This is a genomic window from Acidobacteriota bacterium (assembly GCA_039030395.1).
GTDB lineage: Bacteria > Acidobacteriota > Thermoanaerobaculia > Multivoradales > JBCCEF01 > JBCCEF01.
In genome coordinates, this window is sequence record JBCCEF010000001.1 from 55,751 (window position 1) to 81,876 (window position 26,126).

Below are 26,126 nucleotides of genomic sequence, written 5' to 3' on the forward strand. Positions count from 1 at the left end.
GGTCGCAGGCTGCCCTTTCCTAGAGAGCTCTACGATTCCGGGGCACCACACCGTTCGGATCGATCAATGGTCCGTGTTGACCAGCCTCGCCGATGGAGTCGGGGACCACCTCGCCGCGACGAATCGGCCGATCTCGCGAGGCGCTATCGGACCCTCTGTCCCTCGCGGTGAGCGCCCGCCCGTTGGGATCGATCAACGGGCCGTGTTGCCCGCGGCCGATCATCGGTCCCAACAGAGCCAACCCCCGCCGCAGCCAATCGGCCCAAAGCTCGCCCACCGAAACGGCACCCTGCCGCTCGGTCGCGTTTTCGATCGAAGGCCGCGGTTTCTCGGCCAGGGTGACGCCGGCGGGTAGAAAGAACAACGCAACGATCATCCAGCAAGCCAACTTCTTCATCTCATCCTCCAGAGTGGAAAAAGTACGGTCCCCGGCGTCCCCTATGGACGCGTGGCCGAACTTTGCACCCCAAAAGGTACAGCGGAACCTCCTTTCAGTGCGGATTCACCGGCATCAACCCACCGCTCCCCAGCCGCCCGGAGGAACGGAGCCCTGCGGGAGCTTCCGGTGTGGACTGACTAGGGTGCGGGAAGGGCCGCGGTGTCGCCGCGGCTGGCAAAGGTGCGAGAAGGATTCTCGTACACCCGCTCGACGCCGGTTTCGGTGTCGAGCACGCGCAGGGTGAAGGCGACGTTCGAGAGGGAACCGTAGAACACCCAGAAGTGGCCATTGTCGGAACGGCCGTCGAGAATCTTGACCAGGAGTTCGACGTTGGAGTCGTCGAAAAACCAGAAGTAGCCGGTTTTGTCGGTCATCGGTACCGCCTGGCCAAGGCCCTGGCGCCCGCTGAAGTCCGTCCACTCCACCCGCACGTCGAACCGCCCACCGGACAGGGCGAGGGAGGGGGTGGGAGCCACCGTCGAGGGTTCCGGTGTCGCCGGCGAGACGACTTCGCCGCCGCCCCTGAAGGCTCGGGTGTCGCCGCGGCTGGCAAAGGTGCGGCCGGGATTGTGATAGCTGCGAACCGCTCCGGTGAAGGTATCGGTCACTGTCAGGGTGAAGGCGACGTTCGATAGGGAGCCGAAGAACACCCAGTAGAAACCGTTGTCCGAGCGACCGTCCACCACCTTGACGGCCAGTTCGTGATGGTTCTGGCCGAAAAACCAGAAGGAACCGGTATCGGCGGTGATCGGCACCGCCCGTCCCCCTCCCCGCCGACCCTCGAAGTCCTGCCACACCACTTCCGCCCGAAAGCGGTCGCTCAGGCAAAGATGACGGGGCGAAGGTTCACAGCCGGTCGGCCGGCGCAGCACTGAGGTCCAGCGCGGCCGGTGGTCCTCCGCCTGGCCGGGCAGGGCGCCGGAGCTCGACAGCAGGTCCAAGCGGCCGTCGGCGTCCAGATCCGCCGCCGCCAGCGCCGAAGGGGTGGCCCCGGGGAATTCCGCCAGCCCGCTGACCACCTCCCGCCCGCGGATTCCCCCGGCACCGTCGCCGTAGGCCACGGTAAGCCGCGCGCCGGGCCTGCCGGGACCGTAGAAGGCGCCGGCACTCGCCACGTCGGCATGACCGTCGCCGTCGAAGTCGCCGCTGACCAAGGCATCCTGGGAGCTTTCCGGCACCCAGTAGCGAGCCATCGGCTCGAAGGATCCGTCGCCGGAACCGCGCAGCAGTTCAATCCAACTGCGAGTGAAGTTCGGCGGCGCGCCGGGCGCCGCTAGGCTGATGACCGCCAAGTCGAGACGGCCGTCTTGATCGAAGTCGGCGGCGGCGAGGCCTCGGCCGAGCTTCTCGGCGATGGCTCCGAGTGCCACGCGATTCCACCCGAACCCCCCCACGCCGTCCCCGGCCATCAGCCAGAGGGCCGGGCCGTCGCCCTCCCGAACCCCCGGATCGCCGATGAACACCAGGTCGGCCCGGCCCTCGCCGGTGAAATCGCCGAGGAGCAGCCGCCGATGGGACATCCCCGCCAGGCGCGAGGCGCTCGGCAGAACATTCACCGTCGGCGGAAAACTGCCCGCGCCATCGTTCAGCAGGGAGATCACCGAGGTGTCGACCTCCAACCCGGCCGCCGCGTCGCTGTAGCGCGCCAGCAGCACCAGATCGTCCAGGTTGTCGCCGTCGACCCGCCCGGCGGCGAGCGTGACCTCCGAGGCAAAGTTCTCGAGGTCTAGCTGGAACAGCACGACCCCGGTACTGAAACCGCCCCGACCGTCGCCCAAGAAGCCCCGCACCGTGCCCTGGCTGTCGCTGGCGGCGGCGAAGTCCAGAAAGCGATCGACCTGTGGGTTCAGGTGAATGGCCTCCACCTGCGAAACGCCGGGAAAGGGAGCCACCGTGCGCGGCCGGTCGAACAAGCCACCACCGAGCCCACGGTAAAAAACCACATCGTTTCCGGTCTCACCGCCGATGGCGCCGGTCCGCCCTCCCACCAGGTCGAGGGTTCCATCGCCATCGAAATCGCCGTGGGCGACATCGAGCGGGCCGACCTGCCCGGAAAGCTCTTGATTGATCACCGCCCAGGCCTGCGCCTCGACCATGAAGTCCAGTTCCGGCCGCAGCCCACCGGCTTGCACCGAGAACACCTCGGCGGTATCGAAGGCTTCGTGGAAGCCCTCGTCGTCGCCGCTCCACGCCTCCGCCGGACCGGGCAGAATGCGCGGCGGCGAGTAGGGACCCACCCGGCTACCGCCGGCGTGGAAGGCATCGATCTCACCGATGTGTAGCGTGTAGGGTGCGCTCGGCCGCAGTCCGCACAGACGGAAGCGGCCATCGGCGCCGAGGGAAACGGTGGACAGAGCGTCGTCCGGTTCGTCCCGGTGGGTGGCGATGACGTTGATGCCCGGCTGAGGCTCGCCGTCGAAAGTGGTGATCGATCCCTCGGCACAACCGGTGCTCGCCAGAAAATCCGCCGTCGGGTAGAGGCGCGACAGGGTCACTACGTCATCCCGCTCCAGGGTGGTCTGGCTGCCGTTCGGCTGGATGTACGGAAACATCGTTTCCACCGGACCGGTCAATCCCGGCAAGTCCGAGAACGGCGGGTAAGCCAGGCCGCGCACCTGCGTATGGCCGAGGCCCGCGAAGTGCCCCAACTCGTGCACCACGGCCGCCTCGAAGGCGGGCCGCGAGATCTCGAAATTGTCGTCATTCGGCGCCTGGGCGCCATCGATGAAACGGCCGTTCAGAAACACCGCCGCCTCCACCATCCGGGCACCGGCCGGGGCCGTGCCGGAGAGCGGAATCGGCCCGGAGCCGTCGTCCACCCAGGTGGTGTTGGCAAAACCGACGATGCCCGTACCGACACCGAACAGCGCATCGAAAACCTCGCCGGAGCTGTCGAAGGCGACAACGTTTTCGCCGGCCGGCGTCGTCTGGCCGCTGAACGCCCCGAGATAGCGGGCGAAATTGCTCCGATCCACGTCCTCCGCCGTCGAACCGAGGCGCTCGAAGCGCAGGGTGGAGGTGGGCACCGCTTCCCAAACGCCGATCAGGTCCCGCACCAGGGCCACCGCCTGAACGTTGGACAAGCCCCCCAGGGAGCCACGATCCACGCGATAGGGCACCGGCAGCGAAGGATCCCACAGCACCGGCTGGCCGGCGGCGTCGTAGTGCGCGGCCTCGCCGCCGAAGGCGGTTGGAGAGCCGGCGATCAAAAGCAGCAGGGCGCAAACGCCGACAACCCTTTTCATTGCGAGCCCTCCGCCAGAACGATACGGCGCAGGCCGGCATAGTCCAGGCCGGCCGCTCCCGGTATCGATGCGGCCGGAGCGTACACACTCCCCCGGCGGACGGCGTCGGCGGCTTCGCCGACCCCTTTCCAGCGCAGGCCGTGGCCCGTCGCCACCGGCTGGAGGAGCTCGCCTTCCAAGGCGAAAACCCCCTCGGCCGCGCCGGCCGGCGAGGTGAGTCCAGCGCTGCTATGCGGCAGCAGGAACAGCACGTACTCCTCGCCGAGGCGGTAGACCGGCAGGCCCACTCGCCGCCCGAGATCTTGCGGTCCACCGTCGCGGCGGCCGATCTGACGAAACTCGACCCGCTCTCCGCTCACTCCTTTGAGCCCATCGATCACCGCGAAGACATAAGCCGTCGCCGGTAGCCGCCCACCGCCCAGCTCGACCGTCGTATCCCGAACCTCGATGCAGCGGCCGCGAAACACCTGACCGGCCGCTCGCGTGTAGGAAACGATGGTTTCCGACGCCGCCAAGTCTTCCGGCGCGGGCGCCGCCACGGTCGGCATCGCCCCGGCGAGGAAGAGGCCGAGGGCGAGGGTGCGAAGGAAGGGGTGTGAAGAGCGAAACATGAATGCAAAGAAGGCGATTTCAGTACGGGGTCGATCCGGACGAGGCAACCGGCTCCGGGAACGGGGAACCGAAATTTTGGCGATCGGTCAGGCCAGCCAACGGCCGATCTGGGCGCCCGCGATGACGGCGGCGAGACCGACCGTCACTTGCAGTCCAACATTTCCGGCGGCCGCGGAGATTCCGCCGCCTCGGGCCAGTTCCCAGGTCTCCAGACCGAAGGTCGAGAAGGTGGTGAAGGATCCGAGAACCCCCACCACCAGAAACGCCCGGCTCTCCGGCGACAGAACCTGCCGCCCCTCGGCCCAACCGGCGACCATTCCAATCACCAGACAACCGACGCCGTTGACCACCGCAGTACCCCAGGGAAAGGCCGAATCGCTCAACCGCTGGATCCAGCCGGCGCAGGCCCAGCGGGCGATCGCCCCGCAGAATCCGCCCAGCCCGATCCACAGCAGGTTCTTCACCATGGCCTGATCATCAGGGGCAGCAAGCAGGGTTACCGGGGGCCATCGACGGATTATACGAGGCGGTCTTCTCAGGCGGCCGCTCGGCGGGCGCAGATCCCTAGATTCGAGGATCTACGCCAAATCGTTGACATCAAAACTACTCCGGTAGTACTATCTCGGTAGTTCACAGCCCCGAGGAGACCATCATGAACCCATCCGACCCACCGAATGCCCCGACGACCCATCACCTCGGCGATCTCCAGCTCGCCATTATGCACGTGCTGTGGGATCACGAGGAGGCCACCGTCGCTCAGGTCCATCAGGCCCTGGCGGAAGACCGGGGTCTCGCCCTGACCACCATCGCCACGATGCTGAACAAGATGGAGGTCAAGGGCGTAGTCACCCATAGAACCGAAGGCCGCCGCTTCGTCTACCGACCGGTGATCAGCGAACGGGACGTGCGCCGGGCGATGCTCGGCGACCTCACGGACCGACTGTTTGCCGGAGACGTGACGGCGGTGGTGAGCCACCTACTCGCCGAGCGCGAAGTCGACCCGCAAGAACTTTCTCAACTCCGCGCCATGATCGAGCGCTTCGACCGAGAGGAGAACGGCCGTGATTGATTGGATCCAAGCAACACCGCTGGCGACCGCCGCCGGCTGGCTCATCACCTGGACAATTCACAGCACCGTGCTCCTCGCCGTCGCCTGGGGCCTTTCGCGGCTTCTGCGCGGCCGGCGGTTGGCTCTCGAAGAATCGATCTGGCGACTCGCCATCGTCGGTTCTCTGGTCACCGCCTCCCTGCAGATCGGCGCTGGCCTCGAACCGCTGACGGCACGGTGGACTATAGCCCCTTCGACCGCAGCGGCCGTCGACACCCAGCGCCCGACCGGCGAACTCACCGCCCTGCCGCGGGTGACGGTGAACCTCCCAGCCGCTCCGGCCGAGGGTTCCCTACCGGCCACCGCGCTGTCGGCAGCGGCACCGGCAGCGGCTCTGTCGGGCGAGCAGCGGTTGCAAACCGCCGGCGTTTTTCCGGTCGCTCCGGCCGCCGCGCCGGAAGGTGTTCGCCGGCACCGCTGGGCCGCTCCCCTCCTCGCCCTGTGGCTTTGCGGAGCGCTTCTCGCCTGCCTGCCCCTGGCCCTCGCCGGCCTGCGCCTGAGCCACCATCTGCACCGCCGTCAGCCGGTGCGCCTGGGGCCCGCCGCCGAGACCTTGAAACGCCTCCTGCGGCGGCCGGAAGTACCGCGTCGTACCCGCCTGTCCGCCACCCCGCGACTCGCCGTACCGATCGCCCTGGGCTTCGTTCGCCCGGAGATCTGCCTACCGGAACGAGCACAGGAGCTGGACGGGGCGCAGCAGGCCTCACTGGTGGCCCACGAGACGGCCCACCTGGTGCGCCATGACCCGCTGTGGTTGCTGACGATGAGGTCGCTCGAAGGGGTCTTCTTCTTCCAGCCGCTGCTGCGCGTCGCCCGGCGGCGCCTCGAGGAGATCGCCGAGTTCCGCTGCGACGACTGGGCCCGGCAGCAGACCGGGCAACCGAGCGCCCTCGCCCGCTGCCTGACCGCCGTCGCCGGCTGGAGCGTCGGGGAGGCAGCGACCGTTCCCGCTCCGGGAATGGTCGGGCGACCTTCCGGTCTGAGCCGGCGGATCGAGCGGCTGCTGGACCGCGACGCCAATGCCGACCGGCCTTCCCGCTGGCTCCTGGCAGGGGGCATTGCGGCCGTTCTCCTCGCCGTGCTGGCGTTGCCGGCGGTCACCCTGACGGCGAAGGCCGGCGCCGACGACGCGCCACCGGCGGCGGAGCGGCAAGAGCCGGGGGAATCCGCCGAGTCCGTCGCCGGGGGCGATCCCGCGGGCGACGCCAACGGCGGCTGGGTGGTCGAAGGGGAGGATGGCGAAGACTGGATGGCGGCGCAGGAAGAGCGCGAGGCCCGCGACGTTGACGAAGGCTGGGACGATAGCTGGGACGAGGACCTCACCGACGAGGACCTGGTGGACTCCTGGGGCGACCACGATTGGGGCGACTTCGAGTTCCAGATGGAAGGCTTCGAAGGGTTGGCCGCACTCGAAGCCCTGCACGATCTCCAAATCGAGGGATTGGAGAACCTCGAAGGTCTGGAAGAAATCGCCGTCGAGCTGAGCACCCTGGACTTCAGCGCGCTCGAAGACCTCGGCCGGCGCTTCGAAGGCATGGACATCGGAGACCTCTACCGCAGCCTCGAAGACCTGGAGACCGACGACTTTCACCATTTCGAAGCCCTGACGGACTGGAGCCAGGACTTCGCTGAGGATTGGCAAGAGCTGGCCCAAGAAATGACCCACGACCTGGAGGAACTGCAGCACGTCGGCGACCATGCCGGCTGGGACGATGCGGCGAGCGCCGAACTCCATGCCCGCATCGCCGACATAGTCGCCGCTTCAATGCCCGATCAGGAGACCATCGAACGCCTGGCCGAAGAAGGCCGTCGCCTGGCAGAGCGGTCGCGGCCGGATCAGGCGGAGATCGACCGCCTGGTCGCCGAAGCCCGCCGGCTGGCGGAGGTGGAGCGCCCGTCGGACGCAGAGATCGAGCGTCTGCGGCAGCAGGCCCGAGAGATCGCCGAGCGCAGCCGTCCGACCGAGGAAGAACTCGAACGCCTGCGCGAGGAGGCCCGCCGCCTCGCCGCACGGCACCGCCCGAACCCCGACGAGCTGGAGCGCCTGCGGGCCGAAGCGCGGGAACTGGCCGAGCGCCACCGCCCGATTCCCGAGGAGCTGGAGCGGCTACGTACCGAGGCACGGGAACACGCCGAGCGCCACCGGCAGGAGATCGAGCGGAGCCGCGAGCGGCACCGCGAGGCCCGCGACCGCGCGGCCGAGGGTCGCGCCCGCGCCCGTGCAGAGCAAGAGCGCCGCCTGGCCGCCGAACGGAGCGAACTCGAACAGCGCCGACGCGAGCTAGAAGAGCGCGAGCGCACCCTGCGCGAGGCCGAGCGGCGCTTGGAGGAGGCATTCGAAGAGGACGGATAGCGACCGGCCGAGCGGCCCGCTTCTGACCCTTCGAGGGATCGACGAGACGTCTTCGGGCGTCTCGTCTTTTTTTTGCCGCTTTTCCGCCCGCGGCTCCCATTCGGTACGGATTGGGATTGCATCCGATTTCGCCCTGGGATCGAAAGGGTAGATGTAGTCACTCTTGGGCGCGGCCGCCCCAAGGGACCAAAGCTTAGGTCAGCAATCCAGTATCGATAACCGATGAGACTCAAGGAGTTTCCGATGAGAACTACTGTTTCCACTTCCCGCCGTAATGTCCTTCTAACCGCCGCAATCTTCCTCCTCGGCGTCACCCTGACGGCCAGCACGGCCTTCGCCGGCCATCACAAGAAGAAAGAGTCCAAGGACATCGTCGCGGTCGCCGTCGGGGCCGGTTCGTTCAATACCCTAGCGGCGGCCCTAGAAGCCGCCGATCTGGTGGGCGCCCTGCAGGGCGACGGGCCCTTCACGGTGTTCGCTCCGACGGACGACGCTTTCGCCGCCCTTCCGGACGGAACCCTCGACACCCTTCTCAAGCCTGAAAACCGCGACCAGCTCACCGCCATCCTCACCTACCACGTCGTCGCCGGCAAGGTGCCGGCTAAGGACGTCGTCAAGATGGACAGCGCCGAGACTCTGAACGGGCAATCGCTGAACTTCGAGGTGGTCGACGGCAACGTCAAGGTGAACGACGCCACCGTCGTCAAGGCAGACGTCGGCGCCAGCAACGGAGTGATCCACGTCATCGACTCGGTGCTCCTGCCAGCGGCGAACTGACGGGCCGTTCACTGCATCGTCGCGCGGGGAGGGCTTTCCTCCTCGCGCGACTTCCCGTACCATGCGCCCATGCTCCTTTCCCCCTGCCCACAGCGACACTCCCCGTGAGCCTTTTGGCCCGAATCGGTGCCGGCGACCGGCAAGCCGTAGAGCTCTGTATCGACGAATACGGTGGCTTGATCTGGAGCATTGCTCGCCGCTTGTCACCGTCTGCGGCGGACGCGGAAGACGCGGTGCAGGAAATCTTCCTCGCGGTGTGGCGCAACGCGGCGAAGTTTGATGCCTCCAAAGCCTCGGAGAAGACCTTCATCACCATGATCGCCCGCCGCCGCCTGATCGATCGCTCGCGCCGCACCCAGCGCCAGCCGGAGCTGCGCCCGCTGCCGGCCTTCGGTGAGGTGGGCTCGACCCCGCATCGTTCGATCGAACACGGAGCGGAGGCGGCGATCGCCCACAAGGCCCTCGCCAAGCTCAAACCGGAACAGCGCCGCGCCCTGCAGTTATCGATCTACTACGGTATGTCCCACAGCGAAATCGCCGAACGCACGGACACGCCCCTGGGCACGGTCAAATCCCACATCGCCCGCGGGTTGACAATGGTTCGGCAGGAACTCGCGGTCCACGAAGGCTCTTCCGGCCAGAAAGTGATGTCATGAACCGGCCCGCCGACGAACGCCTCCTCGAACTCCTCGCGCAGCGCGCGACGGAAGGTTTGGGCCTGGCCGACGGCGAGGAGCTCGCCCGCCTCCTCGACCGCGATCCCAGCTGGGCCGGCGACGAATTCGACCTGACCGCCGCGGCGATCGACGAAGCCCTGAGCGAAGCGCCGGCGGCGCTGCCGCCCGCCCTCGCCCGCCGGGTGCGCAGCGACGCAGCGAATTTCTTCCCGCCGACGGAAGAGATGCCGGCTTCCCAGGAGGAGCTGCCGGGGCAAAGGCACCCGCACGACCTGACGGCGAGTCCTGCCGCAAATCGCTGGGTGCCGTGGTTGGTGGCCGCCGCCGGCCTGCTGCTCGCCGTCGTCGCCTGGTGGCCCCAGGTCGAGGCGCCGGCGCCACCGAGTGCCGCCGAACAGCGCGCCACGCTCCTCGCCAACGCCGACGACGTCCAAACCCTGCCCTGGTCGGCGACCGAAGATCTCGCCGCCCGCGGCGCCGAAGGCGACGTAGTGTGGAGCTCCTCGCTCCAGCGCGGATTCATGCGAATCCGCGGCCTGGCGGTCAACGATCCGAATGAAAAGCAATATCAACTCTGGCTGTTCGATCAGCAGCGGGACGACCGCTACCCCATCGACGGCGGAGTGTTCGACATCCCGCCGGGGGCCGACGAAGTGATCGTCCCGATCGACGCCCGCCTTCCCTTCGAACAGCCGGCACTCTTCGCCGTCACTCTCGAACAGGCCGGCGGCGTGGTGGTGTCCGATCGCGAACGGATCGTTCTCGCGGCGGCCGTAGAGTCGTAGCTCCGCGCCCCTCAACCTGCTCTCCCCTGTCACCGACGGTAGGGCGACTCCCGCCTCTCACGGTGATGGACGAATGCCGCATGGCCCATGGAAACGGGCCGGTGAACCGAAGCATCGCTCCGATCCGCTATGATTTGCAGTAGTTTGCGGTTCCGACCATGAACGACCCACTGGCTCCATCCCGCGCCCTCCGAGTCCTGCTCATTGCGGCGTCCCTTGCCATTCTGGCCGTCGCTCTGCAGTGGGCTCAGGCCTTGCTGGTGCCGTTTCTGCTCTCGATCTTCCTGGCGGTGATCGCCGCCTCGCCGGTGGCCTGGCTGCGCCAGCGGGGCGCCCCGAACTGGCTGGCGGTGGTGACCGTCGTGTTCACCATCATGGCGGCGGTGGTCGGCCTGGCGGTATTCGTGGGTCGCACCATCAACGAGTTCACCAGCCGCATTCCGGTCTACCAACAGCGCCTCCAGGAGGAACTCGTCTCCCTTTCCGGTGAGATGGGCCAGAGGCTTTCCCTGCAAGAGATTCTCGACAGCCTGGAGCCGGGCGCCGTGATGAACGGAGTGTCGTTGCTTCTCGGGGCCTTGAGCGGGGTGCTGGGCAACGTGTTCCTGATCTTCTTCACGGTCTTCTTCCTGTTGCTCGAAGCGGCCTCGCTGCCCACCAAGATGCAGGCGGCCTTCGGCGAGGCGGGAGGCGCCCAGCGCTACTTCAAGTATTTCAATCGCGCCGCCGACGACCTCAAGCGGTATCTGAGCCTCAAGACGGCGATCAGCCTGCTGACCGGCACCATCATCGCCCTTTGGGCCACCCTGCTGGGAGTGGACTTCGCCCTCCTCTGGGGCCTAGTGGCCTTTTTGCTCAACTTCATCCCCAATATCGGCTCGATCCTCGCCGCCGTGCCGGCGGTCCTGCTGGCCTTCATCCAGTACGGACTCGGGCGGGCGCTGGTGCTGACCGCCGGCTATGTGCTGGTCAACATCGCCGTCGGCAACTTGATCGAACCGCGGATCATGGGAAAACGGCTGGGCCTCTCGACCCTCGTCGTCTTCCTCTCGCTGCTCTTCTGGGGCTGGATCTTCGGGCCGGTGGGCATGCTGCTCTCGGCACCGCTGACCCTCACCATCAAGATCGCCATGGAGGCCAATCCCTCCACACGCTGGTTCGCCATTTTGCTGGGACCGGAGATCCGGGCCGAGCCGACGTCCTCCCCCGAGCCGCGGGAGACGGTGACGGAATCGGCAGACGAGCTGCCGGCGGACGAAATGCCGCCGCTCGAATCTCCTCCATGACCCGCCGCGACGGGGACGAGCCGCGCCATCCTCACCCCGGATTCGACACCGAGCGGGCGAAGGGTAACCCCGACGACCCCCTGGCCGGCGAACCCGTCGAGCTCGAGATCACCGACACCCTCGACCTGCACAGTTTTCCGCCGCGCGAGATCGCCGCGCTGGTGCGGGACTATCTCGATGCCGCCTACGAGCGCGGACTGCGCTCCCTGCGCATCGTTCACGGACGGGGCATCGGGGTGCAGCGCAACACCGTCCGCACCCTGCTCGAACGCGATCCAAGGGTGGTCGAATACGGCGATGCACCGGCCGACGCCGGAGGCTGGGGCGCCACCCGAGTGCGGCTGCAATGAAGAACCCCATCGGCTGGCTGCCGGGGATCGTGCGCCGCCGCTGGCGCAAGCTCTCGAACATTTTGGATCGCCGATCTGTCGAGCTGGTCTACGGCCCCGGCTACGCCCTCACCCTCAACACCGGCCTGCACGACCCCCGGCGCGGCGAACGCATCCTCGCCTACCTGGAAGGACAAGACCTGGTGCGGCCGAGCCACATCCACGAGCCCGATCCGGTACCGCTTCAGCTCCTGCGGCAGATCCATCACGAGGACTACCTGGACGCCCTCCACGACCCGGCCAGCCTGTCTCGGGCGGTCGGATTCCAGCCGAGCGATGGCGAGCACAACGCGCTGATGGCGACCCAGCGACTGATGGCCGGCGGCACCCTGCTCGCCACCCGCCTGGTCGCCGTCAGCGGCGGTATCGCCGTCAACCTTGGCGGCGGACTGCACCACGCCTTTCCGGACCGCGCCGAGCGGTTCTGCGTGTTCCACGACGTCGCCGCGGCGGTCGCCGACCAGAGGCAGCGAGGGTTCGACGGCCGGATCCTGATCGTCGACCTCGACCTGCACGACGGCGACGCCACCCGCGAGCACTTCGCGGCGGACGACACCGTCCACACCTTCTCCATTCACAACCAGACCAACGGTGACGGAGAGGCCGTCGCCTCAACGGCGATCGAACTTGGCGCCGGAATCGAAGACGAGCGGTTCCTGGCGGTGCTCGACGAGAGCCTCCCCCCGCTGTTCGAGGCCTTTCGCCCGGAGCTGGTGCTCTACATCGCCGGCACCGATCCGGCGGAGGACGACAAGCTGGGCGACTGGAGCCTGTCCGCCGAGGGGCTGCTGGCGCGGGACCGGCGGGTCTATGAACTCAGCCGCCCAAGGCGGAGCCCGGAACCGGCGGACGGCGAGCCCAAGGGGGAGACGCGATTCGCCAAACGACCCCTGGTGATCGTCCTCGGCGGCGGCTACGGCAGCGACGCCTGGCGCCACACGGCGCGCACCCTCGCCTGGATGTTGACCGGCGATGCCCTGGAACCACCCACCACCGAGGCCCTCACCCTCGCCGGCTACCGCCGCCTCGCTGCCCACTTTCGGCCGGCGGAACTCACCGGTGAGGATCCCGACGATTGGGGCCTCTCGGAGGAAGACATTCTCGGCGCCCTCGGCAGCCCGCGACGGCGCTCGGAACGCTTCCTCGGCTACTACTCGCAGCACGGCATCGAGCTGGCCCTGGAGCGGGCTGGCCTGTTCGATCGCCTGCGCGCCCTCGGCTACCGGCAACCGGTGCTCGACTTCGACCTTTCCGGCGCCGATGGCGAGACGATGCGGGTGTTCGGCAGCCCGCGACGGCGACACCTGTTGATGGAACTCAAGGTGCGGCGCGACAAGGCGTCCCTGCCGCCGCACGAGATGCTGCGGGTGGAGTGGCTGCTACTCCAGAACCCCCGCCGGGAGTTCTCGGATCGGCAGCCGCGCCTGCCGGGACAGCAGCATCCGGGATTGGGCATGTTGCGCGACCTGATCGCTCTGCTCGTGCTGGTGTGCGATCGCCAACAGCTCGACGGCTTGCTCTTCGTACCGTCTCACTACCATACGGCCAGCCAGTCGCGCCGGGTGTTGCGCTTCGTCCACCCGCAGGACGAAGGGCGATTCCGCGCTCTGCGCTCAGCTCTCGGTGGCCTGCCCCTGGCACAAGCCACCGGCGCCGTCGACGAGGGCAGGGTGCAAAATCTCGATACCGGCGAGCCCTTCCGCTGGCAGCCGGTGCCGATGGTGCTGCCGATTTCCGACGAGCTGGAATCCCGAATGCACGGTGATACCTACGAGGAAGAAGCGGAAGCCGTTCGGGGGAACACACGCCTCGAACTCCGGCCGGCGACGGCCGGCTGAAACGAACCGCTCGCCGGCGGCGTAGGGAGCGAACATGAAGAACAAACTCGCCGGTCCGGCCGCCGCTCGCCCTCTCCTTCTCGTTTTCGTCTCGTTGCTGATCGCCGGCTGTGCCTCCGACACCGCCTCGGTCGATTCGGCGGAGGCGAGGTCGGGGTTCGATCTGGTGATCCGCCACGCTACCCTCGTGTCGCCGGAACGCGAAGCGCCTCTCGAAAACGCCTGGATCGCCATCGCCGGCGGGCGCATCGCGTCCATCGGCCGGGAAACCGAGGGCGCCCCTGAGGCGGAACGAGTACTCGATGCCAACGGCGGGTTCGTCACCCCCGGCCTGATCGACGCTCACGTCCACCTGGCCAGCGTACCGGGAATCCCCCTGCCCCCGCCGGCACCGCTCGAACCCCTGGTCGAGGTCTACCAACGCCAGCTTCCGAAGAGCTATCTCTACTTCGGATTCACCACCCTGATCGACCTCAACGTAGTCGATCCCGAACCGATCCGACGGATGCGCGGCGCGAACCTGGCGCCGGACGTCTACGACTGCGGCGGCGCTCTGGCCCTGGCGAACGGCTACCCGATGGCCTTCCTGCCGCCGGCGGTGGCCTTCGACCTCTACCCCAACTTTCTGTGGGACCCGCGGCAGGCAGAGCGCATCCCGCGGCGCTTCCGGCCGGAAGACCACGCACCGGCCACCGCCGTCGAGCGGGTGGCCGCCGGCGGCGCGATCTGCGTCAAGGTGTTTGCCGAGGACGGCTTCGGCCCGGTCAAGCGCTGGCCGACCCCCACCGCCGAGATGGTGCGCGAGATCGTCGCCGCGGGCCATCGGCACGGCCTCACCGTGAGCCTGCACGCCAACTCCTACGAGTTCCACCGCTTCGCCACCGAAACCGGCGCCGACGTGGTAGTCCACGGCATGTGGAACTGGGACGGCCTGGCGGTGCCGGAAGGCGGCGGTTTGCCGCAGGAGATCCGGCAGGTCCTCGACCAGGAAATTGCGCAGAAGATCGGCGTGATGCCCACCGCGCGGGTGATGTCCGGTCTCCAGGCGATGTTCGATCCGGCCTTCCTCGACGATCCGCAGCTCACGGCGGTGCTGCCGGCAGCGCTGATCGACTGGTATCGCAGCGCCGACGGGAAGTGGTTCCGCGAGGAACTGCGCAACGACTTCGGCGGCGCACCGGACGAACGCGTGCGCGCCGCCCTCGGCGGAGGTATCGCGCAGGGCGCCGCGGTGATCGACCACCTCGCCCGCCACGGCGGCCGGCTGCTTTTCGGCAGCGACACCCCGTCGTCGCCGACCTACGGCAACCCTCCGGGCTACAACGGCTTCCTGGAGATGCGAGAGCTCACCCGGGCGGGAATGACCCCGGCGCAGATTTTCCGTGCCGCCACTCTCGAGAACGCCCGCGCCTTCCACCTGGAAGACCGACTCGGCACCGTGGAGCCGGGAAAGACCGCCCACCTCCTCGTCCTGCGACAGAACCCACTCAATTCGGTGGAGGCCTACGACTCCCTCGCCACGGTGATCGTGCGAGGCCGGCCGGTGAAACGGTCGCAGCTAGCAGCGAATGGCCCGTCCGGCGAATAGAAAGCCTCAGGTCCAGCGCAGGATCCAAGCCAGCAGGTACAGCACCAGCGCCAGCGCGATGCCATAGAAAGGTGAGCTGAACCAGTAACGCCAGGCCAGCCACAGGTAGGCGCAGAGCACTACCAACCCCAATGCGAGAAGGTACTCGGAGCTGAAGAGGAGCGGGCCATGCTGCAGTGCGAGGTATCCGTAGCTCGCAGCAAAGAGCATCGCGCCCAGGCTGTGGCTGGCGTTGAAACCGATCCACGCCTTCCAGACGGTCGTCTGCCGGGTGATGCCCAAGGTCGACCGCTGGAGGCGCGCGGTCAGCTCCGCGTCGCGGGGCTGGAGCTGTCGGCCCCGAAACGTGAACAGCAGATGGACCGTGCCGAGGGCGAAGACCACCGCCGCACTGGCGATCATCAAGTAGGGAGCCAAAGCGCTCATCGCCGGCGCCTCCTCGGCACGCGCTTCTCGCCCAGAAAAATGGTGTGCCAGGTACCCTTCGAGCCGCGCGACCGCACCGCCTCGGCCCGCGCCTCGAAGCCGGCCACGCGCAGCTTCTTGACGAAGGCCTTGTCCTGAAAAGCCGACCACACGGCGAGCATGCCGCCGGGATTTAGGGACTCGAAGAGAGCGGCCAGGCCGGCCCGGCCATAGAGCCAGCCGTTGGTCTCCAGGCACCAGGCCGAGGGGCCGTTGTCGACATCGAGCAAGATGGCGTCGAAGGCGGCCTTGGGTGCGAGGCAGCGGCGCACATCCCCCACCGCCAAGTTCACCCTGGAATCCGTCAGGGTGCGGCGGTAGATCCCGCCGAGCACCTCGCGGTTCCACTCGGCGACGATCGGAAACTTCTCCGCCACCACCACCTCGGCCACCTGGGGCAGCTCTTCGAGCACCGCCCGCACCGTGAAGCCGAATCCCAGACCACCTACGAGCACCCGCGGCGCCGGCCGCTTCGCCAGGCCGGCACAGCCCAACGCGGCCAGCGCCCGTTCGGAGCCGGGATCGCGGCTCCCCATCAACTCCGCGCCGTCGAGGTAGATCCAGACATCGTCGCCGCGGCGATGCAGGGTCAGCGCCTTGCCGTCCGGGGTGGTGACTTCGCCGAGGGTTTCGAAGGTCTTCATGGCGTCACAGCCCGAGCACAAGTTGAAGCCCGTTCGCCACCCGAACCATCCACCGGGCAGGCAAGAGGGAAACGGCTTCCGCAAGGAAGCTGCGATCGATTGTGACGAGCTGAGACACGTTGGCTACAGAGTCCCTCGAGAGATGGGTGGCCGACTTTGGCAAGACGAGGTTGCCGGGAGCCTCGGCCAGTCGAAGATTGCTGGTCAAGACCACGGCAATGACCGTTCGGATTCGACTGCGGTTGAACTCGTCGGATTGAACCACCAGTACAGGACGTTGAGATCCCGGTCCGGATCCTCTCGGATCCGACAGTGCGGCCCACCAGATCTCGCCCCGCTTTATCACCAGTCGTCATCGGGCAGAGAGGCCGACTGCATTGCGGAAGTCTCCTCGGAAAGTTCCGAGTCTTCCGCGGCATAGACTCGATCCAGCGCTTCCCGTACCCCGAGATCACGACGCGCCCGAACGAACTCCCGGACGGCTTCCGCATAGAGCTTGCTGCGGGAGACTCCCAGACGTCGTGCGAGGTCCTCCGCGCTCTCGAAATCGGCGTCGGGTATCGAGATGGCTGTTTTCATGCCCTTAGTATAACTCAGGTATAACCTCCCGGCAACGCTAGAATACGAATGACTATTACGTCCAGGCCTACCAGCAGCTCGCCTCGATCAGCGCGGTGCTAGGCGGCCTCGCCTTCACCGCCGCCGCGGCGCTGCTGGCGGCCGGCACGGGAACCCGAGACCCCAGTGCTCTCTCCCGCTCGGCCAAGGTCACCGTCGCCACCGCCATCGCCGGCGCCTTGTGCCTGGTATCCGCCGCCCTCATGTGGTCCTTCATGTCGGCAGACATGAGCCGCGCTCTAGCGAAGGAGAACGTGGATCTCGCCAACCGCATCGCCCAACTGAACCGCTGGCCCTCGTATGGGCTCCTCGCCGGCGTCGTCGGATTCTTCACCAGCATCGGCGCCAGCGGCTGGATCGCCTCGCGCAAACTGGGCCTCTTCACCACCGTCTTGGCTCTCGCCGGAGGACTCGCCCTGGTACAGATGCTGTTTTGGTTCGCGGACTTCTAGCCAGGTTGCCAGCGCGGTGGCCTCCGCTGATGGTCTGTCGGGCAAGCGCCGAGCACCGGCCAGGGGTCAGCCCGCTTCGGCCGCCGCCGCGAAGGCGACGCCGGCGAGTTCTTTGGCATGGCGGCGGACGTCCGCCGGCCAGGCGCCGATGAGTTCGCGAAAGCGTTCCGCATCGCCGGCGAAGAGCGCCCTGATGGCCTCCTCGAAACCCACGGCATCGCCCGCCATGACCGAAAGAAACCGGTAGGCCGACTCCTGCGCCCGCCGCAGCGAGACCTTGCCCACCTCCTCTTTCCGCGCTGCGTCCACCAACCGGCGGAGGGTGACGGAAGCGCTCCCCGGCTGCTCTGCCAACCACTCCCAGTGGCGCGGAAGTAAGGTCACCTCGCGCGCCACCACGCCGAGCTTCGGTCTCCCGGGTCCGCGACGCACGGTGGGCGTAGGGCCATCGCCCTTCACCGGCGGCGGAGCCAGCCGCGCCCGCACCTCTTCGTCGGTGCCGCGCAGGTCGAGTTCGAAGGGTCGGCTGGTGACCGCATCGAATACCAGCACCGGCCGCTCCTCTCCAGGATCGGTCCGGCGCTTGAGGGCCAGCGCCACATCTGGTGGTGCGCCTCGCTCCACCAGCTCATCGCCGACAAAGGCCACGAGGGACGGCTGTTCTCTGGGATCCATCTGGGGTTCGCAGGACATCGCTCGAATCTCCTTTAGGGGTTCATCCGTCGGCCCGCAATGTACTCGGATTCGATCCTGCTTGTCAATTTTATCCGGGTAAAATTGACTCCGGCCGCAAAGAGGCCGATCTCATCGCAGAGGTCTGCCCCCGTCGCTAGCCCGCTGCGAGCTCTCTAAGCAAGGATTTCGGCGCCTGCAACCGATAGCTCTCGTCCAACCAACGCTCCAACAATCCCTCCGGCGGCACCTCTTCGGGATCGAACTTCAAAGTCGTCCAGCCGGACATCCCCACGCTCCACCGCCCGGCCCTGGGCTTCGCCAGAGCAGTCGCTTCTTCGAGCGCCGGGCCGAGCTTCACCATGACGTTGTATTCGTCCGTTTTCTCTCCCAGAAAGAGGAAACTCTTGTTGCGTACCTTGAAGCTTCGCTTGACGCAGGAGTCGCCCTCCACGACCTCGGGGAATGCCAAAGCGCGGGCGCGAAGGGCCAGGATGACGGGGTGCTGGAACTCTGATTCGCTCATGGCCTGCAGGCTAGCACTCCGCGGCGCGCGCTGGGTTCTAGTCGAGAGGTTGGGTGGGTCCACCGCTGCACGAAAGGCGCCCTTCGTCGATCAGGCGAGCGAGGCCCAAAAGAGCCGACACGGCGTGCTGCGAGGTGTCGATGCGTAGCTGAAAATCGGTGAGGCTACGGCGAAAGCCGCCGAGCACCCGCTCCGGTTCGGCGAGGAAAAGGGCCGAGGGAGCTTCGAACTGGGTGCGCAGCAGGTAGTCCGCCGCCGCGCAGACCGCTTCTTCTCCGCCACCGGCATCGCCGAGAAGATCCACTACCGCCACCATGCCTTCGAGGCGCGTCGAAGTCGGCGCCGAGCGCGGCGGCCGGTAGAAACCGCCAGCCCAATCCGGCGGCTCCAGACCGTTGGCGAGAGAGTTCTGCGCCCGGACCATGGCTCCCATCATGCGCCGGGCATAGGTTCGGCGGGAGGATCGGAGAGCGTTCTCCCCCGCCGCCGTGGAACCCCTCTCGATCTCCCGCAAGGCGTAGGCGAGCCAGTGGTCATGGGGCAACTCATCGTCTTTCAGGCCCCCATCGCGCACCTCGGTCAGGTAGAGGACGCCGTACACCGCGGCGTCCAGCCACTTTCGTTCCCCGGTACGAACGGTAAGGCGGGCCAGGGCGAAGCAGGCCTCGCCCGGGTAGTAGATGGACACGAAGTCGTCGGCCTCTCCACCGGGCCAGGTGAGTTTGTGCGGCTGGAAGCGGCCGTCCTTCTGCTGGAGGGCGATGATGCCGGCGGCGAGCTTGCGGGCGTCGGCTAGGAGATCCGGCCGTTCCTCCACTGCGGGATGTTCGAGGAGTGCCAGAATCGCCAGTCCATTGCCGCCCAGTTTGATCTCGCCGTCCTCCACCAGACAGAGGGCCTCGGAAGCGTGGGGACAGGGCCGAAACTGGTCTCTCAGGTAGCTGAGGGCGCGGTCGCCGGCGGTGTGAAAGGAGGCGACACCGGTCGCCCGGTACAGCTCGAAGAGCGAGTACACGGTGCCCGCATGGCGCAGGATGTTGTAGTCGTCGGCGAAGCGATTGGACTTCGGCAGGTAGTTGTAGCCGAAGCGCCCGTCGGCTCCGACATTGCGCACCAGGTAGCGGCCGGCAACTAGGGCGCGATTCCGCAGGACCGCCGCGGAGTTCTCACCTCGCAACCCACTTGCCGTCCGGTTTCCGCGCTCGAGATTCTCGGCGCCGGCACCCTCTGCGCCATCGAAAAACGACCGCAGGACGAAGGGCACGGGAAAGGTCGCCGATGCGTCCGGCATTCGAGTAGTTGCGGCCGGTGGCGACGCGTCCCGGCGGTCGATCGGAGGCGCGCGATGGGGAAAGCGATCCAGGAATCCGCGCACCCGGGCGGCGCGCAGGTCACCGCTTTGGGCTACCAGTCGGTAGGCCATTAGCTCCTCCGGGTGGATCGCCGCCTCGAAGGCCCGGGAAGTCGCCACACCGACTACTCCGAGATCATCGGAGGAAGCGATTGAACCGATGGCGGAACCCCGCATGGGAAGACTCGGCTCGAGCCGGTGGACGAAGCCGAGGCGAAGCCAGAGGACACCCCGCCTCGGCCGCAGGGCCTGGCGATCCGCCGCGCGCGCCACCGCCCGTTCGGCGGTCTCTCCCCGCCCGAGGGTGGTGAAAGCTCGACCGCCATCGCTCGCCGTGAGGAACACGATGCACTGTGGAGAGCCACCTCCGACGCCTTCTAGAGCAGACAAGTCCAACCCGGCCGGCACCGCCATTCGCGTACGCGCCAGATCGAAGAGGCGCGAGACCTCCTGACGATCCAGGTCGGCGGAACATGAAAGATCTGAGGGAGCGGAGTCGGCGTGCAGTGCGGCTGGGACAAGACACACCGCGAGGACCAGGGCTCTCAGCCTCCGACGAAGCGGTTGCGGAATGCGGCCGGCTTCCGACAGGACCCCGGACTCGTCAACGGAAAAGACCAACTCGCGCGTCACCTCGGCTCTGATCATGGCCTGGATGCTACTCCACCGCGTCGCCCGCCCTGCGGTCGACCCCACTGTGCCTCATCCAGCGGATATCCTGGCTCCCAGGAGTTGCATCCCGCCGCCAGAAAGGAAAGTGCGATGATCAAAGGCGACCACCCGATGTTCTACAGCTCGCAGCCGGAGGCTCTGCATGCCTTTTTGCGCGACAATCTCGGATTTACCGCCACCGACATCGGCGAAGGCTGGCGAAACTACCGGTGCCCCTAGCCCGGCGGCGAAACAGTTTCGTAGCGCGAGTCACCCCAGGCATCAGGATCCACTTTCTTACCGGAGGAGAAGGATCATGGGGTATGCAGTCAAGAATGTGTGGGGACAGGGAGTTCTCCGCTACCGCTGGGGAGCGAGCATCACCGCGCAGCACTTGGACTACTTCAGCCGCGCTATGGAGATCTGGCGGCGCGCCAATGTCGAGTTCGTTGAGGCCGCGCCGCCGGGCCCCGTCGTCACCCTCGACTCCTCCGACAGGAACGCCTCCGAAAGTGTGGGACAAGGCACCTACTCGGTGTTTCTGAATACTGACTGGAGTTCCGTCGGCCACGGAGTGCACGAACTCGGCCACGCTCTCGGGTTGCATCACGAGCAGTATCGTCCCGACGGCCTGTACTTCAACACCATTGACAACTCGCCGAAGAGCGGAACTTCCGGCGGTTCCTCACGGGATGCCGGACCCCTTGAGGACTGCACAACCCACTCTCCTGCGGGCACATCCGTCCTCGTGCTGGGCCGCTACGACTACTGCTCGGCCATGCACTACGACCATCGCTGGTCGGGGTTTCCGCTGGTCGCCATGGGACCCTCCCGATGGCCGCCCGGCTCCCGCTGGAGAGGAAACAACCACCCCGAGCTGAGCGCCGACGACAAGTGGTCGATCCTGCAGCTCTACGGACGGGTGGATGGACTGACGGTCCTGGGGGTTCCGAAGCCCTACCACGGCAACGACACCCGGAGTGTCTACGCAGACACCATCGACGGGATTCGCCCTGACGAAGGCGTCCATCGAATCCTGGTCTGGGCGACGGACGATCGAATCACCGGGTACCAGTTCACCTACCAGGACGGCCAAGGAATCCAGCGAGACAGCCGTCTGCAGTCGCAACTGTCCGGCGAACCGACAAACTTCGATCTGGCGCCCGGAGAGTTTCTCGAAGAAGTGAGCGGTGGGTTCGACAACCGGGTCCGGTGGCTGCGCCTCAAGTCCAATCGACAAGAGATCCTCGTGGGCAAGCCGAAGGCGTCGGACTTCACTTTCCGGGCTCCTGGAGGACTCGAAATCGTCGGCTTCGCCGGACATCGCACCCAGGACGAGAAAGAGCTCGCCACGCTGGGGGCGGTGGTTCGACCGCGGGCGGCCAGCCAACCACCCTTCGCTCTGGGATCCACGGCGGCCTTCGGCCCCGCCTTCGGTTCTGCCGATGCCATGACCTTCGATCGACCGATCCGGCGATTCGGGCTGTGGACCGACCAGGCGGGAGTTCACGGCATCTTCGTCTGTACTTCGGCACCCGCCGCCTGCCACCGGTTCGGCGGCCTTCGCGGCCTCTACAGCGAATTCACACTGACTCCGACGGAGCACATCTGCGGCATCCATGGAACCGCCTGGCACCACATCAACGATCTCTCCTTCACCATTCGCGACGGCGTCAGCGGCGCGCTGCGCTACACGCCGCGCTTCGGCGGAGGAACCGACGGCGAGCCCTTCAACCATGAGGTTCCCGCCGGCTATGGGCTCCTCGGATTGCGGGTCTTCGCCGACAACTCGAGCGATCTAGGGCACGGGCGCCTGTACGCCCTCGGGGCGGACTTCGGCGCCGTCTGAACGGTGCAGCGAACCGGTAGTCAGTTGAGTTCGCCCCAGCCGCCTTGCAAAACGAAGCTCGCCCAAAAGTACGGATGCTCGAACTTTCGCCGGACCTTCTCGCGCGCGAGGCGGAGAGCTTCGGCCCGTCCGTGCTCCTCCAAGGCCGCATAGAAGTCGCCCATGAACGAAGTCGTTACCGCATCGTCGACCCGCCAGCGAGCAAGGAGGACCGAGTCACTTCCGGCTCCCAAGACAGCTCGGACAAAACCCACGGGTTCACTGCCGGGTTTTCCGTCAACCACTCCAGAATCACACGAACTCAGCGTCACCAGTTGAACTTTCGAAAGGTCGAGCTTGGCCAGATCGATCGCTTTCAAGCGGGCCTCGAAGTCACTCGAAAGGAGCAGTGAGGACTGCATTGGAATCACCGGGTCGAAAAGCCCGTGAGCGATCACGTGCACCACTTTCGCGTCCGGCATCTTCTCCAGAAAGGCCTCCTTGGAAGCGACTTCGGTGCGGGCGGGGTCGAACCGGCGAACATCCCCCCGATCGACCAAAATCTGGGAAGCGGCCATCCTGGATAGCGCTCGATCGACGGACTTCACCTCACGCACTCCCCCGCGAAGGCGGGGCAGTTGCCGAGGAATCGCGGTCGGCGGAGAGAGGGAATCCGGACTTGGAGTCGGCTCGTAGGGTCCGAGGGCCGCGAGAACAAGCATCTCCATTTCGGCGGCGCCGCCCCCCGATCCGGCCACCGACCTCTTTTCGAGGTGTTCCATCGCAAAGCTGATCGACGGCACCAAGGCCGTCGACGCCAGTGCAGATAGCGGGGCGCCGTCCACCTCCAGAGCCGGCCAAGGGAGGCCGAAGAGATCTTCGTCCGGCGCGACGACCACGACCTTGCCACGAAGATCGCTCATCCCATCGAAGAGGCAGCGACCGAGGGTCGCCAAGTGAGTCTGAAGCGCACCGGATGGGTCGTCCTTCCGGATCGCCCGCAAAGCTTCCGGATTCGTCAGATCGAAGGCTGCGCGGGATTGCCTCGCCAGACTCAAGATCTCATCATTCGGACACCGTAGCTCTTCAACGGTCAGTCCTTCGGACTTGTCAAGCACCGCTCGCAGAGAGATCGACGGACTGACGAAGTAGGAAACCAATACTTCATCAGGCCGCAGCCGTTCCAGAACCGCACCCAGATCGACCGGGCGCACCATCGCCGGAGTCGAGGTCGAGCGATAGACATCCCGAAAAACGCGCGCCTTCCATTCCTCCAATAGCCGAAAGACCTCGGCGTCGTCATCTGACCGACGGGCGAGTTCGACAGCCCAGGAGACGATCTCGTCCTTGTCACCCAGGAACGACCACTTGTGACTTTCAAGGGAGAGCGAGGAGCGCCCGGAGCCGATAAGCTCGACTGCCCGATTCGCGTAGCGCTTGGATTCGACGGCATCGGAGTCAGCGAGCAGGCGCGAAAGATGGAAGTTTGCCATCACTCCGGCGGAATAGGTAGGACCCGTAGCGTTGGCATCCGCCGCCCGAAAAGCCGCGAGCGCCGCCTCAACGTTTCCCGCTTTTTCCAAAGCTCGACCGTAGAGCAGCATGATGGGCGCACCATGGTTGGACCAGGTCAAGGGGTCCGAGAAGGTGATGGCCTCGTCGAGAAATAACACTGCCAGCGTCGGCAGCTCGCGCTCCAAAGCCAATTGGGCGGCAATCTGAAGGATCCCGCTCAGAGCAGAGGTGTGATTGAATTCTCTGGACCACCGCACACCCCTCAGCAGCCAGGTTAGACACGACTCCAAGTCGCCCAGGCTGAGAGCAGCGGAGGCGGCGTGGACAGCTCCGAGGTTACGGCTACTCGCATTCGCTTCAGGGAAGGCGAGCGAAACCGAAAGACGAGCATGCTCCAAGGCGCTCTGATGGTCGCCGATCTGACGGTAGTACAGGGCGAAATTGCCTTCGAGAGCCGCCTCTGTGGTTTCTACTTCCCGTGCCAACTCGGTGAGCTCTTCGAACCCGTCATCGAGCGCACCGCTAGTCAGAAGGCTGGCGAGTCGCAGGTTCATCCACGCGGATCGTGAATCCGCTTCGGCGCGCAGCCCATCCCTGATGTGCGGGTCCTCGGTGATCTCGAGAGAGCCTGCGAAATCGCCTCCCAAAAAGAGGTGAAAGGCCTGGGACAACCGAGCCTGCAGATACAGCTCCTCCATCTCAACGCCCGATCGCTCGATCAGGTCTCCAAGGCGCCGAACATACGAAGCGACAGTCAGAGGTCGCCCCGCGTCGACATGGAGGCTGAGTTCGCCGTCAATCGCTGACGCTAACTCGAGGATGTCTTCCTCCGTCAGATCTCCAGGGGCGATACTCTCTTTTTCCAAGATCAGTTGTCCTGCTGGACCGGAAAGGTTTCGCTCCACCTCCAGCATCATGTCGGATGTCATGCCGAACCCAAAGCTAGCGGCCCGATATGTGAGCGGAACGGAGGTTTCATAAGACCCCGCATACCCAAAGCAACCGTCGGCTTTGTGGTAGTCGAAAATGTGCCCTTCATAGATGGCTTCGCACTGAGTACAGCCCCAGGGAGAACCCGCGACCAAGAGCAGGATCTCTTTCGCCGCATCGGCGTCGACATTGATCAGTTGGATGTCCCCGCGATGAACACCCTGGACGTAGTACACCGGTCGGAGACTCGGGGTATCCAGAACGAAAGCTGCCAAGTACCCTCCGCTGCCTTCTCGGTATCGACCGACTAGCTGCATCCCCCGTCCCAATACCGGTAGGAACTCGATGGCGGGATCTCCATAGAAGCGAAAGGACAACGCTCTCAGACCTTCCGGCGCCAGCGCGAGGACGATCAGATGGACCGACCGCCCTCCTCGCATCAGCAGAGCCAGTGTGTCTTCGCTGGCCCAGTACGATTCAGCTTCGTATAAGCCCAGAAGCATGGGGATTTCTCCGAGGTCTCCGCCCCATGGCGTGCGAGCTTCCGCGGCGAGAAACTGCTCGACCATGGATCGAAGACTCGACACTCCCCTTTCGGACAGCCCTGCGAGCGGGTCACCGACGTCCAACATCGAGTCAGAAAGGTCTGCGAACTCCTCACACCCGCCGCCTCCACTCAACACTTTGGACAGCATTCCGCCCGCAAAAGAAGAGGGGGAAACCGTAGGCCCTTGAGCCTCCGTAGCCTGTTCGTCAGGAGCATCCTCAGGTTCGTCTACATAGCGACCGAGGCTGCCGACAGTTCCGGAGTCCAGTGCCGTCAGTACCCTTGCCAAGCGCTGATCGAAAGTAGCTTCCGACGCCAGACCTGGGGTTCCCCAGTCCCCGCTCGGCGGAAGGAAAGCCCCGAGTTCGTCCTCGAGAGCCGCTCGGAGTTGTTGGAGTTCTTGAGGATCGGCGCCACGTGGCTCCGCAGAGGCAACCTCCAATGCCTTTTCAGGTAAACCGGCGAGATGGTATTCCCGAGCGAGCCTCAGCCTCGAAACTGCGGAGAGGGAGCCATCCACCGACAAGGCGGCAGCTTCATCGAGTCTTTGCATGGGGTCACCGAGATTCGCCACACGACGCACTGCGGCCAGGGTGATCAAGGTGTCGACCGACTGCCTTGCAAACAGGTCTTTATCGAGATCGAGTTCGGCATCCAGGCTACGAAGCGCTTCCCAGGCTTCCGCCTCCCACGCGGTCGTCACTTCTGCGCCGAAATTTCGAACCGGAATGTACGTCGCTGTATCGGACTGGCCACAAGCCACAGACAGAACCAGCAGAAGAGAAAGAAAAAGGCGCATCGTAGCCCGCCCTAACCTGGATTTCTCATCG

24 protein-coding genes are annotated in these 26,126 nt (G+C 66.0%); 12 read left to right on the forward strand and 12 right to left on the reverse strand.

Annotated elements, in window-relative coordinates:
• Positions 1–19 precede the first annotated feature (19 nt).
• The 4 genes from AAF481_00245 to crcB all read right to left on the reverse strand — a co-directional run bounded on the left by AAF481_00245 (position 20) and on the right by crcB (position 4,763).
• Positions 20–397 (reverse strand): hypothetical protein, encoded by a 378-nt coding sequence (locus tag AAF481_00245; GenBank protein MEM7479573.1) that lies wholly within the window; start codon positions 395–397, stop codon positions 20–22.
• A gap of 179 nt (positions 398–576) precedes the next feature.
• The gene (locus AAF481_00250) at positions 577–3,684 is read right to left on the reverse strand and encodes an FG-GAP-like repeat-containing protein (protein MEM7479574.1); all 3,108 of its coding nucleotides are present in this window, start codon (positions 3,682–3,684) and stop codon (positions 577–579) included.
• Complete coding sequence (locus tag AAF481_00255) at positions 3,681–4,295, reverse strand: hypothetical protein (protein ID MEM7479575.1); 615 nt, start codon at positions 4,293–4,295, stop codon at positions 3,681–3,683. Before AAF481_00255 ends, AAF481_00250 begins: the two co-directional genes overlap by 4 nt.
• An 87-nt stretch (positions 4,296–4,382) precedes the next feature.
• Complete coding sequence (gene crcB / locus AAF481_00260) at positions 4,383–4,763, reverse strand: fluoride efflux transporter CrcB (protein ID MEM7479576.1); 381 nt, start codon at positions 4,761–4,763, stop codon at positions 4,383–4,385.
• 185 nt (positions 4,764–4,948) lie between these two features.
• Between crcB and AAF481_00265 the strand changes: the two genes are divergently transcribed.
• The 9 genes from AAF481_00265 to AAF481_00305 all read left to right on the forward strand — a co-directional run bounded on the left by AAF481_00265 (position 4,949) and on the right by AAF481_00305 (position 15,097).
• Complete coding sequence (locus AAF481_00265; GenBank protein MEM7479577.1) at positions 4,949–5,365, forward strand: BlaI/MecI/CopY family transcriptional regulator; 417 nt, start codon at positions 4,949–4,951, stop codon at positions 5,363–5,365.
• Positions 5,358–7,757, forward strand: coding sequence for a M56 family metallopeptidase (locus AAF481_00270; GenBank protein MEM7479578.1), 2,400 nt, complete (start codon positions 5,358–5,360; stop codon positions 7,755–7,757). The genes AAF481_00265 and AAF481_00270 overlap by 8 nt, the downstream gene beginning before the upstream one ends.
• Before the next feature lie 243 nt (positions 7,758–8,000).
• Complete coding sequence (locus AAF481_00275) at positions 8,001–8,534, forward strand: fasciclin domain-containing protein (GenBank protein MEM7479579.1); 534 nt, start codon at positions 8,001–8,003, stop codon at positions 8,532–8,534.
• A 104-nt stretch (positions 8,535–8,638) separates the two neighbouring features.
• Positions 8,639–9,190 carry a sigma-70 family RNA polymerase sigma factor gene (locus AAF481_00280; protein MEM7479580.1) on the forward strand — a complete coding sequence of 184 codons (552 nt, stop codon included), beginning with the start codon at positions 8,639–8,641 and terminating at the stop codon, positions 9,188–9,190.
• A complete protein-coding gene (locus AAF481_00285; GenBank protein MEM7479581.1) occupies positions 9,187–9,996 on the forward strand; it encodes an anti-sigma factor in 810 nt (269 codons plus the stop codon). The genes AAF481_00280 and AAF481_00285 overlap by 4 nt, the downstream gene beginning before the upstream one ends.
• Positions 9,997–10,154: 158 nt before the next feature.
• On the forward strand, positions 10,155–11,282 hold the full coding sequence (locus AAF481_00290; protein MEM7479582.1) for an AI-2E family transporter: 1,128 nt from the start codon (positions 10,155–10,157) through the stop codon (positions 11,280–11,282).
• Positions 11,279–11,632, forward strand: a complete 354-nt coding sequence (locus AAF481_00295) for a Smr/MutS family protein (GenBank protein ID MEM7479583.1) — start codon at positions 11,279–11,281, stop codon at positions 11,630–11,632. Before AAF481_00290 ends, AAF481_00295 begins: the two co-directional genes overlap by 4 nt.
• Entirely contained in the window at positions 11,629–13,509 is a 1,881-nt protein-coding gene (locus AAF481_00300) for a histone deacetylase (GenBank protein ID MEM7479584.1), read from the forward strand. The genes AAF481_00295 and AAF481_00300 overlap by 4 nt, the downstream gene beginning before the upstream one ends.
• Before the next feature lie 34 nt (positions 13,510–13,543).
• Positions 13,544–15,097, forward strand: a complete 1,554-nt coding sequence (locus AAF481_00305) for an amidohydrolase family protein (protein ID MEM7479585.1) — start codon at positions 13,544–13,546, stop codon at positions 15,095–15,097.
• 6 nt (positions 15,098–15,103) lie between these two features.
• Here AAF481_00305 and AAF481_00310 read toward each other — a convergent pair whose 3' ends face one another.
• Genes AAF481_00310 through AAF481_00325 form a run of 4 tightly spaced genes read right to left on the reverse strand, consistent with a single transcriptional unit; the run spans position 15,104 to position 16,785 of the window.
• Positions 15,104–15,523 carry a hypothetical protein gene (locus tag AAF481_00310; protein ID MEM7479586.1) on the reverse strand — a complete coding sequence of 140 codons (420 nt, stop codon included), beginning with the start codon at positions 15,521–15,523 and terminating at the stop codon, positions 15,104–15,106.
• Entirely contained in the window at positions 15,520–16,206 is a 687-nt protein-coding gene (locus AAF481_00315; GenBank protein ID MEM7479587.1) for a hypothetical protein, read from the reverse strand. Before AAF481_00315 ends, AAF481_00310 begins: the two co-directional genes overlap by 4 nt.
• A gap of 4 nt (positions 16,207–16,210) precedes the next feature.
• A complete protein-coding gene (locus tag AAF481_00320) occupies positions 16,211–16,552 on the reverse strand; it encodes a type II toxin-antitoxin system PemK/MazF family toxin (GenBank protein ID MEM7479588.1) in 342 nt (113 codons plus the stop codon).
• On the reverse strand, positions 16,549–16,785 hold the full coding sequence (locus tag AAF481_00325) for a hypothetical protein (protein ID MEM7479589.1): 237 nt from the start codon (positions 16,783–16,785) through the stop codon (positions 16,549–16,551). Before AAF481_00325 ends, AAF481_00320 begins: the two co-directional genes overlap by 4 nt.
• 95 nt (positions 16,786–16,880) lie before the next feature.
• Between AAF481_00325 and AAF481_00330 the strand changes: the two genes are divergently transcribed.
• Positions 16,881–17,276 carry a hypothetical protein gene (locus tag AAF481_00330; protein ID MEM7479590.1) on the forward strand — a complete coding sequence of 132 codons (396 nt, stop codon included), beginning with the start codon at positions 16,881–16,883 and terminating at the stop codon, positions 17,274–17,276.
• A gap of 66 nt (positions 17,277–17,342) precedes the next feature.
• On the opposite strand, the gene AAF481_00335 is transcribed toward AAF481_00330, so the two are convergent.
• The 3 genes from AAF481_00335 to AAF481_00345 form a co-directional block, all read right to left on the reverse strand.
• Positions 17,343–17,969, reverse strand: coding sequence for a DUF2239 family protein (locus AAF481_00335; protein ID MEM7479591.1), 627 nt, complete (start codon positions 17,967–17,969; stop codon positions 17,343–17,345).
• 136 nt (positions 17,970–18,105) lie between these two features.
• Positions 18,106–18,474 (reverse strand): MmcQ/YjbR family DNA-binding protein, encoded by a 369-nt coding sequence (locus AAF481_00340; GenBank protein ID MEM7479592.1) that lies wholly within the window; start codon positions 18,472–18,474, stop codon positions 18,106–18,108.
• A gap of 37 nt (positions 18,475–18,511) precedes the next feature.
• Positions 18,512–20,473 (reverse strand): hypothetical protein, encoded by a 1,962-nt coding sequence (locus AAF481_00345; GenBank protein ID MEM7479593.1) that lies wholly within the window; start codon positions 20,471–20,473, stop codon positions 18,512–18,514.
• 114 nt (positions 20,474–20,587) lie between these two features.
• On the opposite strand from AAF481_00345, the gene AAF481_00350 reads away from it, so the two are divergent.
• Both AAF481_00350 and AAF481_00355 read left to right on the forward strand, forming a co-directional pair.
• A complete protein-coding gene (locus AAF481_00350; GenBank protein ID MEM7479594.1) occupies positions 20,588–20,716 on the forward strand; it encodes a hypothetical protein in 129 nt (42 codons plus the stop codon).
• A 76-nt stretch (positions 20,717–20,792) separates the two neighbouring features.
• Complete coding sequence (locus AAF481_00355; protein ID MEM7479595.1) at positions 20,793–22,325, forward strand: jacalin-like lectin; 1,533 nt, start codon at positions 20,793–20,795, stop codon at positions 22,323–22,325.
• Between the two features lie 20 nt (positions 22,326–22,345).
• Here AAF481_00355 and AAF481_00360 read toward each other — a convergent pair whose 3' ends face one another.
• A complete protein-coding gene (locus AAF481_00360; protein MEM7479596.1) occupies positions 22,346–26,095 on the reverse strand; it encodes a CHAT domain-containing protein in 3,750 nt (1,249 codons plus the stop codon).
• Positions 26,096–26,126 lie beyond the last annotated feature (31 nt).